The sequence below is a fragment of the Streptomyces sedi genome (genome assembly GCF_006335015.1).
Lineage (GTDB): Bacteria > Actinomycetota > Actinomycetes > Streptomycetales > Streptomycetaceae > Streptomyces > Streptomyces sedi.
In genome coordinates, this window is sequence record NZ_VDGT01000010.1 from 102,261 (window position 1) to 116,290 (window position 14,030).

At 72.4% G+C, this 14,030-nt stretch carries 14 protein-coding genes; 1 reads left to right on the forward strand and 13 read right to left on the reverse strand.

Features of this window, described 5'->3' with window-relative positions; translation table 11 throughout:
- Nucleotides 1–3 precede the first annotated feature (3 nt).
- The 12 genes from FH715_RS15060 to FH715_RS15115 all read right to left on the reverse strand — a co-directional run bounded on the left by FH715_RS15060 (nucleotide 4) and on the right by FH715_RS15115 (nucleotide 11,328).
- On the reverse strand, nucleotides 4–1,332 hold the full coding sequence (locus FH715_RS15060) for a pectate lyase family protein (RefSeq protein ID WP_139645450.1): 1,329 nt from the start codon (nucleotides 1,330–1,332) through the stop codon (nucleotides 4–6).
- Nucleotides 1,333–1,433: 101 nt separating this feature from the next.
- Nucleotides 1,434–2,762: an ABC transporter substrate-binding protein gene (locus FH715_RS15065; protein WP_139645452.1), complete on the reverse strand. Its 1,329-nt coding sequence runs from the start codon at nucleotides 2,760–2,762 to the stop codon at nucleotides 1,434–1,436.
- Complete coding sequence (locus tag FH715_RS15070) at nucleotides 2,759–2,944, reverse strand: hypothetical protein (protein WP_139645454.1); 186 nt, start codon at nucleotides 2,942–2,944, stop codon at nucleotides 2,759–2,761. The genes FH715_RS15065 and FH715_RS15070 overlap by 4 nt, the downstream gene beginning before the upstream one ends.
- A complete protein-coding gene (locus tag FH715_RS15075) occupies nucleotides 2,941–4,095 on the reverse strand; it encodes a Gfo/Idh/MocA family protein (RefSeq protein WP_139645456.1) in 1,155 nt (384 codons plus the stop codon). The genes FH715_RS15070 and FH715_RS15075 overlap by 4 nt, the downstream gene beginning before the upstream one ends.
- On the reverse strand, nucleotides 4,092–4,985 hold the full coding sequence (locus FH715_RS15080) for a carbohydrate ABC transporter permease (RefSeq protein ID WP_139645459.1): 894 nt from the start codon (nucleotides 4,983–4,985) through the stop codon (nucleotides 4,092–4,094). The genes FH715_RS15075 and FH715_RS15080 overlap by 4 nt, the downstream gene beginning before the upstream one ends.
- Nucleotides 4,982–5,908 carry a carbohydrate ABC transporter permease gene (locus FH715_RS15085; RefSeq protein ID WP_139645461.1) on the reverse strand — a complete coding sequence of 309 codons (927 nt, stop codon included), beginning with the start codon at nucleotides 5,906–5,908 and terminating at the stop codon, nucleotides 4,982–4,984. Before FH715_RS15085 ends, FH715_RS15080 begins: the two co-directional genes overlap by 4 nt.
- A gap of 194 nt (nucleotides 5,909–6,102) precedes the next feature.
- Nucleotides 6,103–7,821 (reverse strand): L-arabinonate dehydratase, encoded by a 1,719-nt coding sequence (gene araD, locus FH715_RS15090; RefSeq protein WP_139645657.1) that lies wholly within the window; start codon nucleotides 7,819–7,821, stop codon nucleotides 6,103–6,105.
- A 116-nt stretch (nucleotides 7,822–7,937) separates the two neighbouring features.
- On the reverse strand, nucleotides 7,938–8,855 hold the full coding sequence (locus FH715_RS15095) for a dihydrodipicolinate synthase family protein (RefSeq protein ID WP_139645463.1): 918 nt from the start codon (nucleotides 8,853–8,855) through the stop codon (nucleotides 7,938–7,940).
- Nucleotides 8,852–9,574, reverse strand: a complete 723-nt coding sequence (locus FH715_RS15100) for a GntR family transcriptional regulator (RefSeq protein WP_139645465.1) — start codon at nucleotides 9,572–9,574, stop codon at nucleotides 8,852–8,854. Before FH715_RS15100 ends, FH715_RS15095 begins: the two co-directional genes overlap by 4 nt.
- A 437-nt stretch (nucleotides 9,575–10,011) precedes the next feature.
- Nucleotides 10,012–10,650: an SRPBCC family protein gene (locus FH715_RS15105; RefSeq protein ID WP_139645466.1), complete on the reverse strand. Its 639-nt coding sequence runs from the start codon at nucleotides 10,648–10,650 to the stop codon at nucleotides 10,012–10,014.
- Entirely contained in the window at nucleotides 10,634–10,987 is a 354-nt protein-coding gene (locus tag FH715_RS15110) for an ArsR/SmtB family transcription factor (protein ID WP_139645468.1), read from the reverse strand. Before FH715_RS15110 ends, FH715_RS15105 begins: the two co-directional genes overlap by 17 nt.
- 137 nt (nucleotides 10,988–11,124) lie before the next feature.
- Entirely contained in the window at nucleotides 11,125–11,328 is a 204-nt protein-coding gene (locus tag FH715_RS15115) for a hypothetical protein (RefSeq protein WP_139645470.1), read from the reverse strand.
- 82 nt (nucleotides 11,329–11,410) lie between these two features.
- Between FH715_RS15115 and FH715_RS15120 the strand changes: the two genes are divergently transcribed.
- Nucleotides 11,411–12,010 carry a TetR/AcrR family transcriptional regulator gene (locus FH715_RS15120; RefSeq protein ID WP_246108752.1) on the forward strand — a complete coding sequence of 200 codons (600 nt, stop codon included), beginning with the start codon at nucleotides 11,411–11,413 and terminating at the stop codon, nucleotides 12,008–12,010.
- A 388-nt stretch (nucleotides 12,011–12,398) separates the two neighbouring features.
- Here the strand turns inward: FH715_RS15120 and FH715_RS15125 are convergent, their stop codons facing one another.
- Entirely contained in the window at nucleotides 12,399–13,964 is a 1,566-nt protein-coding gene (locus FH715_RS15125; protein ID WP_139645473.1) for a hypothetical protein, read from the reverse strand.
- Nucleotides 13,965–14,030 lie beyond the last annotated feature (66 nt).

The following is a 14,030-nucleotide window of genomic DNA, read 5'->3' on the forward strand; positions in this document are numbered from 1 at the left end:
GGGTCAGAGCCGGCCGGCGCCGGCCCGGTCGTCGAGGAGGACCGGCAGCTCCCGGGGGTCGTCGACCTCCGGGCGCAGCGTCGGCGTCCAACCGGCGTCGCCGCCCAGCGTGTTGTCCGGGTTGGCCGCGCGGAACGCGTCCAGCAGGTCGACGGGCTCGCCGTTGACCACGTTGCCGCCCTCGGTCAACGCGGTGTCCGCCGTCCACTGGTGGATGACCCGGTCGGGGGTGATCTCCTCGGGCAGGGTGAACGCGTTGTGCTCGGCGACCAGCGCGGACTCCTTGCCGATGCCCCAGCTGTAGCCGTAGCGGGCGCCGGCCTCCTGCCGGTAGTGGTTGTTGTAGGTGTCGACCTGGCCGAACCGGACGCGCGGCGCGCGCTCGTTCACGTTCTCGAACAGGTTGTGGTGCAGCGTGGTGCGCAGCTTCCCCGCGTCGTCGGCGTCGGCGGAGTCGCTGTTGCCGAGGAGGATCGTCTTGTCGTGGTCGGCGAAGACGTTCCAGCTGACGGTCACCAGGTCGGTGCCGCGCACGATGTCCAGCTGGCCGTCGTGCTGCTGGAAGAGCATCCCGAAGTACTCCGGCTGCTCGGCGTCCGGGCGGCGGCCGTCGGTGAACGTGTTGTGGTCGACCCAGACGTGGCGGGCGCCGTAGAGGACGACGGAGTCGTACTCCGAGTTCCAGTTCCCGGTGTCGCCGTCCGTCGGGTCCCACTGCGGGAAGCAGTCGAAGGTGTCCTCGAAGGTCAGGTCGCGGACGATCACGTTCTCCACGTCCCGCACGTCCAGCGTCGCGCCGAGCAGCGTGGCGTCCGCGCCGGCGCCCACGATCGTGGTGTGGGAGGGGACGGAGAGCACGACGCGTTCCTTCTGCGCCCGCGCCGAGGCGACGCGCGCGTCCTCCAACGGGCCGCTCGGCTCCTCGTCGCGGCCCCAGGTCCCGGGGTCGTAGGCCGTCAGATAGGCGTCCAGGGTGTAGCCGTCCCTGGCGTAGTCGGCGCAGTCCAGGGGGTTGCCGTCGTCGTCCACGTTGGCGTCGATCGCGCCGGCGACCCGGATCACCCGCGGCTCGTCGCCGGGGGCGGCGAGCGCGGCGGCCAGTTCGGCGCGGTCGGTGACGGTGAAGACGCGGTCGTCGGCGGCGTCCGCGCCGCCGGTGACGCCGCCTTCGGCGGAGCCCCAGCCGTCGCCGTCGGGGAGGGTGGCGTCCTGCGGGCGGGGGCCGTGGCCCGCGGGGGTGGAGGCGGAGGCGGAGGGCAGGGTGGTCAGGGCCAGGGCGGCGCAGCCGGTGACGGCGAGCGCGGCGAGCGTCCGGGGCCTCGCGGCGGACATGACGTGGTGCATGGCGACTCCGAAGGACGGTGCGGACAGGGCGGGTTGCGGGGTGGGACGAGGGCGCGGGGCCGGCCGGAGGGGGCCGGCCCCGCGTCAGGTCAGCGCTGTTCGAGCCACTCGGCCTGGGCCTCGTTGAGCTGCTCGGCGAGGTCGTCGGCGAACTCCTGGGCGGTCATCTCGCCCAGGAGCAGCCGCTGGAAGTTGGGCTCGGTACCGGACTTGGTGATGTCGTTCCAGTCCGGCAGGTAGTAGGGCAGCTGCACGATGGTGGTGTTCTCGTCGTTCAGCGCCTCGACCGCGGCCCGCGTCGGGGGCGCCTCGGCGATCCACGGGTCGTCCAACACGGCGGTGTGGGACGGGATCTGGCCGGCGGACTCGTTCCACAGGCTGTTCATCTCGTGCTGGAGGGCGAACTCGATGAACGTCCAGGCGGCTTCCTTGTTGTCGCTGCCGCTGAAGAGGCCGAGGCCGTCGACCGGGTTGGAGACGAACGTGTGGTGGCCGTCCTCCCCGCTGGTCGGCATCGGCAGCCCGTCGACCCCGCCCTCGCCGAACGCGGTGGTGTGGTCGGTGTAGGAGCCGAGGTTGTGCTGGAGCATCCCGACCGTGCCGCCGGTGAACGTGGCGACCATGTTGGTGAAGTCGCTGTTGAGGTCGGCCTCGGGGGTGACCTCGCCGTACAGCGCGGCGTAGTTCTCCAACGCCTCGACGTTGGCGGGGTCGTTGACCGTGGTCTCGTCGCCGTCCCAGAAGCTGTCGATGCCGGACTGCGCGTACATCATGTCCAGCGCCTGCGCGACCGAGCCCTCGCCGCCGCGCAGGGTGAAGCCGAAGGCGTTGTTGCCCCGGTCGGTCAGGGCCTCGGCGGCGGCGAAGAAGTTCTCCCAGGTGGTGGGCGGCTCCAGGCCGGACTCCTCGAAGAGGTCGGTGCGGTACCAGATCACGCCCTGGTTGGCGGAGGTCGGGACGGAGTACGCCTCCTCCCCGTCACCGACGGTGGAGCGCACGCTCTCCATCATGTTGGGGATGATCTCGTCCTCCAGGCCGCTGGCCGCGAGCCGGTCGTCGACCGGGTCCAACGCGCCCTGGGCGACCAGGTTGGCCAGGTACGAGGTGGAGACGCCGCCGACGTCGGGCAGCCCGTCGGCGCCGCCCTGGATCGCGGCGTCGTACTTGGACTGGACGTCGGCGATCGGGACGCCCACGTACTGCACCCGGATGTCCGGGTGCTCCTCGTGGAAGGCGTCGATGATCTCGTTCCACACGTCGGTGCGGGCGCCCCCGTTGTTGTCCCAGAACACGATCTCGCCGGTGCCGTCGCCCTCGGCGCCGGACGAGGTGCCGTCGTCCCCGCACGCGGTGACGGTCAGTGCCAGGACAAGGCCGGTGGCGGCGGCGATGGCGCCACGGGTCCGCTGTGCTCTCATCGATGCTCCTTGGTCGGTACGGGTGTTGTGCGGTGCGCGAGCACGCGGAACGCGCGGAACTCCGCGTGCCCCGGCGGCTCCTGGGGCGTCGTCGGGATGTGCTCCCGGCCGGTGCCGGGCGCGGGCGCCGGAACGGTCACCGAACCGGTCGCCGGAACGGGGGAGGAGTGGCGCTCGTTCACGAGTGACCTCCCGGGGCGACGGCCCAGGGCGCGCCCAGCTCCGAGTAGAGCGCCAGCCGCTCCGCGCCCTCGGCGGTCAGCCGGTCGATGCCCGGCAGCATCCGGCGCCGCCCCCGTTCGCCCCGCTCCGTCCGCCAGTGGGCGGGCGCCAACGGCAGCGGGTCGGGGGCGGTGCGGACGGCCTCGACCAGCCGCATGAAGCCGCCGGTGCGCTCGGGCGGCACCAGCAGGTCGACGCCGTCCCGGAGATGGGCGACCAGGTTGGCCAGCAGGTCGGTGCGCGCGTGCTCGGTGGTCACCGGGTCGCGCCCCGGGCGCTCCAGCAGCACCCGGTCCTCCTTGTACCAGAAGGTGATCCGGCCGGACTCGCCGTGGACCACCACGTAGGGCTCGCCCGGGTGTTCGGCGCAGAGCGTGACGGCGATGACCAGCTCCACTCCCCCGGTGGTCCGCAGCCGGGCGCAGGAGGTGTCGTCGGCGTCGATGGCGTTGACCCGGTACAGCTCAAGGTCGATCGAGGCCAGGTCCTCGGCCCGGTCGGCACCCGCGATGCGCAGCGCGGTCGCCACCGCGTGCGCCAGCGGGTTGGTCAGCACTCCGTCGACCACGTCCCTGCCGTCCAGCCGCCGCAGCCCGCCCCAGGGCGCGCGCCGCCAGTACGCCTCGTCGCGGACCCAGGCGCCGGCCGCGCCGATCCCGGTGACCGGGCCGATCGCGCCGTCGGCGACCAGCCGTCTGATGTGGTCGATGGCGCCCGAGCCGAGCGACTGGAAGCCGATCTGGCAGGCCACACCGGCCCGTCGCACCCCCTCGGTGAGCCGGTGGAAGGCGTCGAGCGACGGGGTGGGCGGCTTCTCCAGCAGCAGGTGGACGCCCCGGTCGGCCGCCGCGAGGCCGAGGCCGGCGTGGGTGTGGATCGGGGTGCAGACGATCGCGGCCTCGGCGCCGGTCCGCTCCAGCAGCGCGGGCAGGTCGTCGGACTGCGCGGGGCTGCCGAGCCCCACCAGCTCATCCTCGGCGAGCGGCGTCAGCTCGCAGACGCCGACCAGCCGGACCAGGCCGGCCGCCGACAGCCGGCGGAGGTTGGCCAGGTGCCAGTGGCCGTGGCCCCTGGCCCCGGCGAGCACCACGGGTACGGGCGTTTCCCTCATCCCTTGACCGCCCCCGCGCTGAAGCCGGTGATCAACCAGCGCTGGATGAACGCGAAGACGATGACCACCGGCACCGCGGCCACCACGCCGCCCGCCGCCAGCGCCCCCAGGTCGACGCTGTCCGAGCCGAGCAGCGTGTTGAGGCCGACCGGGATCGTCTGCTTGTCCTGGGAGTTGAGGAACATCAGCGCGAACAGGAAGTGGTTCCAGCTGTGCACGAAGGCGAACGAGCCGACCGCCACCAGCCCCGGACGCAGCAGCGGCAGCACCACGGCGAGGAACGCGCGGAACCGGGAGCAGCCGTCGACCCACGCCTGTTCCTCCAGGCTGGGCGGCACGTTCCGGATGAACCCGCTGATCAGGATCATCGACAGCGGCAGCTGGAAGACGGTCTCGGCGATGATGACGCTCCACAGCGAGTTCAGCAGCGTCAGCTCGCGGAAGATCTCGAAGAGCGGCACCAGCATCAGCGCGCCGGGGATGAACTGCGAGCAGAGCAGCGCCAGCATGAACGGCATCCGCATCCGGAACTTGAACCTGGCCAGCGCGTACCCGCCGGAGAGCGCCACCAGCAGCGTCATCAGCATCGAGGCGATCCCCACGTACATGCTGTTGACGAAGTAGGTGTCGAAGCCGCGCTCGTTCCACACCTTGGCGAAGTGCTCGCCCGTGATCGGCCAGGGCACCAGCGAGTCGGAGCCGGGCTCGCGCAGCGCGAAGAGCAGCATCCAGTAGAACGGGACCAGCGTGAAGACCAGGTAGACGCCGAGCGGGAGGCAGATCTGCCAGCGCGGCGGCTCGTCGTGGGGACGGCGGCGTTTGCCCGAGCCGCCGGGCTCGGACGGCGGCGGGGTGACCACCGGCTGCGGCGTGGTGAGTGCGGCGGTCACTTGTCGTCGCCTCCGAACTTGCTCAGACGCAGATAGAGGATGGAACAGAAGAGGAGGATCACGAACGCCACCGTGGTCAGCGCCGCCGCGTAGCCGAACTCGTTGCCGTGGATGCCGGTCTGCGCCACGTACAGCGGCAGCGTGGTGGTCTGCCCGGCCGGTCCGCCGTTGGTCAGCGTGTAGAGCAGGTCGACGTTGTTGAACTCCCAGACCGCACGCAGCAGCGTGGAGAGCACGATGGCGTCGCGCAGGTGCGGCAGCGTGATGTGGAAGAACTGCCGGACCCTGCTGGCGCCGTCGACGGAGGCCGCCTCGTAGAGGTCCTTCGAGACGGACTGGAGGTCGGCGAGGATCAGGATGGCGAAGAACGGCACGCCGCGCCAGAGTTCGGCGATCACCGCCCCCCAGAAGACCGTTCCGGTGTCGGCGAGCACCGAGGTCCCGTACTCGCCGATGCCGGCGTCCGCGAGATAGCGGCTCAGGCCCGTCGACGGGTTGTAGAGCAGGATCCAGATGGTGCTGGTCAGCACCCCGGAGACGGCCCACGGCGAGAAGACCAGCGCGCGGGCCGCCGCCCTGCCGACGAAGGTCTGGTTGATGATCAGCGCCAGCGCCAGGCCGAAGACCAGCTGGAGCGAGACCTCGACGAAGACCCATTTCGCGCTGAACGCCAGCGTCTCCCAGAAGAAGGGGTCGTCGGTGAGGATCTCCCGGAAGTTCTCCAGGCCGGCGAAACCGTTCCGCCAGGGCTTGGTGACGTTGTAGTCCTGAAGGCTGTAGTAGAGGACGCTGAACATGGGATACGCGATGAATCCCAGCATCAGCAGCCCGGCGGGCGCGAGCAGCACATAGGGCAGCGAACGTGGGGTACGTCCGCGGCGGCGGCGCCTCGGCCGGGTCCGTTCCGTCGCGGCTTCGGCCATGACCGCTTCTCCGTTCTCGACGGGCGGGCCGCGTCTCATGGAAGCGCTCCCGCAAGTGGTACGAAGGATCCGCGGGCCCCGAAAGCGCCTGAACTGGAGCGCTCCCAAAACGCGGCCCCGGAAGCTCCGGGAAACCTCGGACAGTTCTGGTGGGACCGGCGCCGACCCGCCCTTCGGGGGCGGCGCCGGTCGCCTCAGCCCGCGTGGGGCTCGGGGACCTCTCCCTCCCGGGAGAGGAAGGCGAAGTCGCAGCCGGTGTCGGCCTGGGTGATGTGCTCCTGGTAGAGCGCGCCGAACCCCCGGCCGTAACGGGGTTCCGGCGGCGTCCAGGCGGCGCGGCGGCGTTCCAGCTCCGCGTCGTCGACCTCAAGCCGCAGGGTGCGCGCGGCGACGTCGAGGGTGATCAGGTCGCCGTCGTGGACCAGCGCCAGCGGGCCTCCGACGTGCGACTCGGGCGCGATGTGCAGCACGCACGCGCCGTAACTGGTGCCGCTCATCCGGGCGTCGGAGAGCCGGAGCATGTCGGTGACGCCCTGCTTGAGCAGGTAGTCCGGGATCGGCAGCATCCCGTACTCGGGCATCCCGGGGCCGCCCAGCGGCCCGGCGCCCCGCAGCACCAGCACGCTGTCGGGGGTGATCTCCAGGGCCGGCTCGTTGATGGTGGCCTGCATGGTCTTGTAGTCGTCGAAGACCACGGCGGGCCCGGTGTGCTTGAGGAACCTCGGCTCGGCCGAGATGTGCTTGATCACCGCGCCGTCGGGCGCCAGGTTGCCGTGCAACACGGCCAACCCGCCCTGGTCGGCGAGGGGTTGGTCGGGAGTGCGGATCACCTCCGTGTCGTGGGTGGCGGCGCCGGCCAGCTGCTCGCGGAGCGTCGCGTGCCCGACGGTCGGCCGGTCCAGATGGAGGTGGTCCTCCCCCAGCCTGGCCAGCAGCGCGGGCAGCCCGCCGGCGTAGTAGAAGTCCTCCATCAGGAACCGGCCGCCCGGCCTGAGGTCGGCGAGCACCGGCACCTCGCGGGCGATCCGGTCGAAGTCGGCCAGCGAGAGCGGCACCCGGGAGCGGCCGGCCATGGCGACCAGATGGATCACCGCGTTGGTCGAGCCGCCGAGCGCCAACACCGTGGCCACCGCGTCCCGGTAGGCGTCCACGGTCAGGAAGCGCGACAACCTCTCGTCGTTCCAGACCAGTTCGACGATCCGCCGGCCGGCCGCCGCCGCCATCCTGCTGTGCGAGGAGTCCACCGCGGGGATCGCCGCCGCGCCCGGCATGGTCACGCCCAGCACCTCGGCGACCGAGGCCATGGTGGAGGCGGTGCCCATGGTCATGCAGGTGCCGGGGGAACGCGCCAGGCCCCCCTCCAGCTCGGCCAGCTCCGCGTCACCGATCCGGCCGGCCCGCCGCTCGTCCCAGTACTTCCACATGTCGGTGCCCGAGCCGAGCGTCTCGCCGCGCCAGTGGCCGCGCAGCATCGGCCCCGCCGGCACGAAGACCGTCGGCAGGTCGACGCTGGCCGCGCCCATCAGCAGCGCGGGCGTCGTCTTGTCGCAGCCGCCCAACAGCACGGCGCCGTCCACCGGGTAGGACCGCAGCAGCTCCTCGGTCTCCATCGACAGCAGGTTGCGGTAGAGCATCGGGGTCGGCTTCTGGAACGTCTCGGAGAGCGTCGCGACCGGGAACTCCAACGGGAACCCGCCGGCCTGCCACACCCCCCGCTTGACCGCCTCGGCCCGTTCCCGCAGGTGCTGATGGCAGGGGTTGATGTCAGACCAGGTGTTGACGATCGCGATCACCGGCTTGCCGAGGTGCTCCTCGGGCAGATAGCCGAGCTGCCGGGTGCGCGCCCGGTGGCTGAACGACCGCAGCCCCTCGGTACCCCACCACTTGTGGCTGCGCAGCTCCTCGCTGGTCAACCGGCGCGGGCCGGACGCGGAGCGGGTGGCGGTGCGGTCGTCGGCGGGTGGTCCGGTGCGGTCATCGGAGTCCGGTCCGGTGCGGTCCTCGGAGCCGGGTCCGGTGCGGTCCTCGCTCACGGCAGCTTCCACCCCTTCACCATCGTCGCGACGCGTTCCCGTTCCTCCGGCGGCAGCACCGTGCTGGGCGGACGCAGCTCGCGGCGGCAGAGGCCGAGGGCGGCCAGGGCCTCCTTGACCACGGTCACGTTGTTGGCCGACTGGTTGGCCGCGCGCAGCTCCTCGAACGGGCGGATCAGCTCCCACACCCGCATCGCCGCCGCGTGGTCGCCGGCGCGCAGCGCGTCGCGCAACGCCAGGGACACCTCGGGGGCGACGTTGACCAGCCCCGAGGTGAAGCCGGTGGCGCCGGAGACGAAGTAGCTCGGCGCCCACAACTCGGCGAGCCCCGCCACCCAGACGAAGCGGTCCAGCCCCGCGTCCCTGGCCACCGAGGCGAAGCGGACCACGTCGGGGACCGCGTACTTGACGCCGATCACGTTCGGGCAGGCGTCGCCGAGGCGGGCCAGCGAGGCGCCGTCGATCGCGGGGTTGCGCAGATAGGGCACCACGCCGATGTCGGGGACGGCCTCCGCGATGGCGCGGTGGTAGTCAACCCAGCCGTCCCGCGAGACATAGGGGTGCACCGGCTGGTGGACCATCACCATCCCGGCGCCCGCCGCCCGCGCCTCCAGCGCGGAGGCGACCGCCGTCGACAGGTCGAGGCCGACGCCGACCAGCACCTGCGCCTCCGCGCCCGCCGCCTCGACCTCGGCCAGCGTCCACTCCACCTCGGCGCGCCGCTCCTCGGGGCTGAGCGCGTAGAACTCGCTGGTGTTCCCGTTCGGGGTAAGCGCTTGCACGCCGGACGTCAGTAGGCGGCGCACGAGGGCGCGATAACGCTCCTGGTCGACCTGCCCACTCTCGGTGAACGGAGTGACCGGGATCGCGACCACATCCGCCAACGCCGCTCGCTGTCGCGCGAAGTCGGTCATGCCGACACCTCCCTCTCGCCGGCGGCCCCGCCGGTCTCCTCGCCTGGCTCTTCCCCCTCGGGGAAGGCCCGCTCGACAAAGCCCCTGATGTGCCCCGCCAGCAACTCCCCCGCCCGCTCGGCCTCCCCGGCCTCGGCCGCCGCCAGGATCAGCCGGTGCTCCTCGGCCTCGCGCTCCCAGCTGGGCACGGTCTGCCAGACGAACGAGGACACCAGGGCCGCCTGGTCGCGCAGGTCGTCCAGCATCACCACCAGCAGCGGGTTGCCGCAGGGCAGGTACAGCGCCCGGTGGAAGTCCCGGTTGGCCAGGGAACGTTCGGCGCTGTCGGCCGCCGAGTCGGCGGCGGTCAGCGCGGTGTGCGCGGCGGCCAGCGCGGCGCCGTCCCGGACGGTGCGGCGCAGCGCCTCCGGCTCCAGCAGCAGCCGCACGTCGTAGATCGCGCGCGCCATGCCCGCGTCGACCGTGCGGACCGAGGCGCCCCGGTACTCGCTCATCACCACGAGCCCGCGCCCGGCCAGCGTCTTCAGCGCCTCCCGCACCGGGGTCTTCGAGACCCCGAACCGCCCGGCCAGCTCCGTCTCCACCAGCGCGGTCCCCGGCGCGAGCCCGCCGGTGAGGATCGCGTGCGTGAGGTGTTCGAGGACGAACTGCGTCCGGGACGGTATGGGCACGGGGACGGCGCCGGCGCCGGCGCCGGCGCCGGACAGGGGTGCCTTCATGCGGGTGCTCTCATGCGTGGGGTGCCCTCGGTTCTCGGGTTCGCTGGTCAGGATCACGGTCGGGGTGATCGCGGGTCGCGTATCGCGTCTCGTATATGACATATGGCGTACGAGACGCGGTGGCGACGACGGTAGGACCCGGCGCGGGCCGCGTCAACGGTTCGGACGAAAGCGGTTACTGTCCGGCGGGGACGGGTGGGGGTGTCGTCTGCGGCCCGGTGGTGGGTTGCTCGCGCGCGGAACCGCGCGGTGTATCCGTGGCGGGCCGCGGACGACTGCGGTGGTCAGCCAGCCGCCGAGGTCCTCGGCCTCGTCCGCGCCGGTCGCGCTCAGCAGCGGGCGCTTGCCCTCGTACGGGGGCGCGCGTGTGACAACGGGCGCCCCCGCGCGCTCAAGTCGCCCCGCGTTCCGTACTCACTCCGCCGGCGCGGAAGTGCTCACTCCGCCGGCGCGAAGAAGGCGGCCGTCTCGGCCGCGCACCGCCGGGCGCTCTCGTCCGAGGCGCCGGCGGCGGCGTGGGCGGCGCCCCAGCGGCGGCTGACCTCCAGGATGAAGCCGCGCCCCTCCGGCGTGGTGTGGAAGCGGTCGGGGTCGGGCATCGGGGCGCCGGTGAGATGGCGAGTCAGGCCGAAGAGCGCCAGGTCCCAGCCGACGCCGGTGGCGCCGGGTCCGTACTTCTCGAAGAACTCCGGATCGTCCACGGCCGCGTGCTCCAGGGTCAGCAGGGTGGCGCCGTGCTCCTCGGGCGACAGCCGCAGGGTCACCTCGGAGACGTCCCTCTCCGTGACGTTCTCGCCGTAGACCCAGGTCACCCGCAGCAGGGCGGGGCGCTGGCAGGCCAGGATCTCGCCACCGGCGTTCCCCTCCAGCTGGTAGGCGCCGCCCTCGCGCAGCTCGCCGGTGACCGGGACCATCCAGCGCGCCAGGCGCCCGGGGTCGGTACAGGCGTCCCAGACCTCCTCCGGGGTGGCGTCGTAGCGGCGGCTGAGCACCACCGTGCGGCCGGCGCCCGCGGGGATGTCGCGTCGGCCCAGCTCGCGGTGGACGGCGTTGATGTCGTCAATGAGGTCGGTCATCGTCGGTCTTCCCTCTCGCTTCCCGCCTGCCTCGGGCCAACTCGGTGCCGAGCGCGTCGAGCCGCTGCTCCCAGAACCGGCCGAAGCGCTCCAGCCAGGCGTCGACCTCCCGAAACCGCTCGGGTGCGACCGCGTACAGCCTGCGGGCCCCCTCGGGGCGAACGGTGGCGAAGCCGGTCTCGCGCAGCACACGCAGGTGCTGGGAGACGGCGGGCTGGGAGATTCCGAACTCGGTCCTGACGCTCTCGGTCACGGCGCCGGCGGGGCGCTCGCCGTCGGCGAGCAGCTCCAGTATCCGGCGGCGCACCGGGTCACCCAGCACATCCAGTGCGTGCATGGCCGCCACCGTAATAAGCGAGGCTTATATAAGCAAGAACTTAAGCGAGAGGTCGAACGGGCGCCCGCGAGCGGGCACGAGAAACGGGGTCGCCCCCGGACTTCGGGGGCGACCCCGCGGGCCACCGCGCACGGGCCTCAGGCGTCAACCGGAACGGCGATCTCGCCACTCCGCTCGACCCGGGGAGACGACAGGACGACCGGCTCCACGACCGGCTCCACGACGGACGCCGGGACACCGACGACCGGCCTGGCGACACCGTGCCGGATGGCGTGGCCGGCGTGCACCCCCTCGGCGAAGGCCTTGAACGAGCTGGGCAGTTGCCATACGACGCGACGCATCGGAACCTCCTCCTATACTGATCTGTAAAGGTAACGACCAGAGTAGGTATACAGATCTGTATACGCAAGGGGATTACACGCCATGCCAACCGACTCGACCGAGATGGAAGCGGAAGAGCTCACGCCCGGCGCGCAGCGCATCCTGGAGGTCGCGTCCGAGCTCTTCTACCGGCGCGGAATCCACGCCGTCGGGGTGGACACCATCGCGGCCGAGTCGGGGGTCACCAAGCGCACGCTGTACAACCGTTTCGGCTCCAAGGACAACCTGCTGCGCATCTACCTGGAGACCAAGGACCGCCGATGGCGTGAACTCGTCGTCGACCGCCTCAGCAGCGAGAAGGGGGACCCGCGCGCGCGGGTGCTGGTGCCGTTCACGGTGCTTCCGGAGTGGTTGACCGAGTCGGACCGCGGATGCAGCTTCGTGAACGCCTTCGCCGAACTGCCCGAGCGCGACCACCCGGGGAACCGGGTGATCAGGGCGGAGAAGGAGTGGCTGCGGCGCTTCTTCCACGACCGGACCGTCGAGGCGGGCGCGGGGGAACGGGCGGCCTCGACGCTCGCGGTCCAGCTGCTGGCGCTCCACGAGGGCGCCATCGTCAGCAACGCGATCGCGGAGGTCCCCGGCACGGCGAGGGCCGTCACCGAGGCGGCGACGGCCCTGGTCGACGCGGCGCTGGCCTAGCCGGCCGGGCCACACCCGACAACCCACCTGGCCGGTGCGGCACCGTGGTCGACCGCGGCCCGCCACACATGCACCGCGCAGTTCCCCGCGCCCCCCAAGCCGCCCACCGGCCGAGAAGGGGCGCGGGGAACTGCGCGAGCAACCCACCACCGGGGCGCACCCGACAACCCGCCCCGACCGGCCAGGTCAGTGGTCGACCGCGGCCCGCCACGAATGCACCGCGCAGTTCCCCGCGCCCCTCACGGCCCGATGCCGCCGGCAAAGAAACCCGCACCTCACGGCGAACGCCAACCCCCACCAGGGGCGCGGGGAACTGCGCGAGCAACCCACCACCGGGGCGCACCCGACAACCCACCCCGACCGGCCAGGTCAGTAGTCGAGCGCGACCTCAGACCGCCGCGCGGGAGCGCGCCTTGAAGGCCGCCTTGCGAGCCTGCTTGGCCAGCTGGCGGTCCGGGTGCATCCGGCCCACCGCCTCCAACACGTCGGCCGTGGCCGGGTGTTCGGTCCGCCAGGCGCGGTCGAGGAAGGCCGTGTTCTGGTCGACCAGGCCGGTCACCAGCTCCCGCAGCTCCGGCGCGCTCTCCTCTTCCTCGCTCTCCGTACCCAGCTGCGCCGCCAGCGTGTCGATGGTCAGCCAGAAGACCATCTCCTCGGGCGGCGGCGGCACGTCCGCCGCGCTCCGTTCCACCAGCCAGACCCGCGCCAGACCGCCCAGCTGGGGGTCGTCCAGCACCTCGCGGAGCGCCGGCTCGGCCTCGGTGCCCAGCAGCGCGAGGGCCAGCTGGCAGCCGAGCCGGCGGGTCGGCCCCGCCGGGTCGTCGCCGCGCGCCGCGGTCAGCAACTCCCGCGCCGCGGGCGCCGGTTCACGCTCGGCGAGCCAACGCTGCGCCTCCTCCGTCGCGTCCGACGGCGCCCGCTCGGTCAGCGCGTCGAGGAGCGCCGACGCCGGCTCCCCGGCCAACTCGCCGACGAGCGGCGCCTCGATGCCGGCCTCCCGCATCCGGGAGCGCACCGCGTGGAAGCCGAGCGGGGTCAGCCGCACCTGTCCGTAGCGGGTGAGGTCGTCCAGGTCGGCGTCGCCGATGTCCTGAACGCCCTCGGGCGCGTCGTCGTCCTCGTCGTCGCGCAGCACCTCGTCGTCGATCGGCCGGTACAGCAGCAGGCCGGTGTCGGCCAGCACCCGGAACCACTGGTCGAGCCGGACCACCAGGGAGGAGACGTCCTCCATGGTCTCGTCGGTCAACTCGTGGGTGTCGTCCGGCAGAAGCACGGAGGCGGCCAGCATCGGCAGCGGCAGCGGGGTCACGCCCTGGCCGTCCTCGTCGGTGACGCCCAGCAGGTAGAGGTGGCCCAGGACGCTGTCCAGCAGCCCGGTCTCGGCCTCCGCGTCCCAGTCCAGTGCGTCCAGGTCGATGGCGTCCGGGTCGAGTTGGCCGTCCTCGTCGAAGAGGCCGGCGAGGTCCTCGCCCAGCAGCTCCTCGAAGCTGGGGGTCGCCACGTCGGAGAGGACCACCTCAAGCCCGTCGGCCCAGACGCCGAGGATCTCCTCGGCGTCGCCGTCCGCGAGGTCGGCCAACTCCTTGTCGCGCGAGGCCAGGCCGACGGCGTGGTCCTCGCCGGCCCCCGCCTCGCGTTCGTCCTGGTCCCCGCCCTCGCCCGCCGTCTCGACGACGGTGACCAGGCCGCAGTCGACCGCGAAGTTCCACGCCTCGACGGTCACGGCCTCGCCCTCGGGGTCGTCGCCGAGCGCCAGCTCGTCGACGGCCGTGGCGAGCCGGGGTTCGAGCAACTCCCCGCCCGCGCCCACCGGCACGCCGTCCTCCGCCCAGGCGGCGAGCCGCAGCGCGCGGGAGAGCAGCGGGGCGGCGAGCGCCTGGCGGGCCAACTCGTCCACGGACGGCAGCCGTACGGGCGGCATCACGGGACGGTCGTCCTTCGGGTCGAGCGACATGGGGTGAACTCCTCGGGCGGGTCGGCTTCCCGCAGGCGGTTGGTGCGGTCGGGCAGGGCCCAGCCT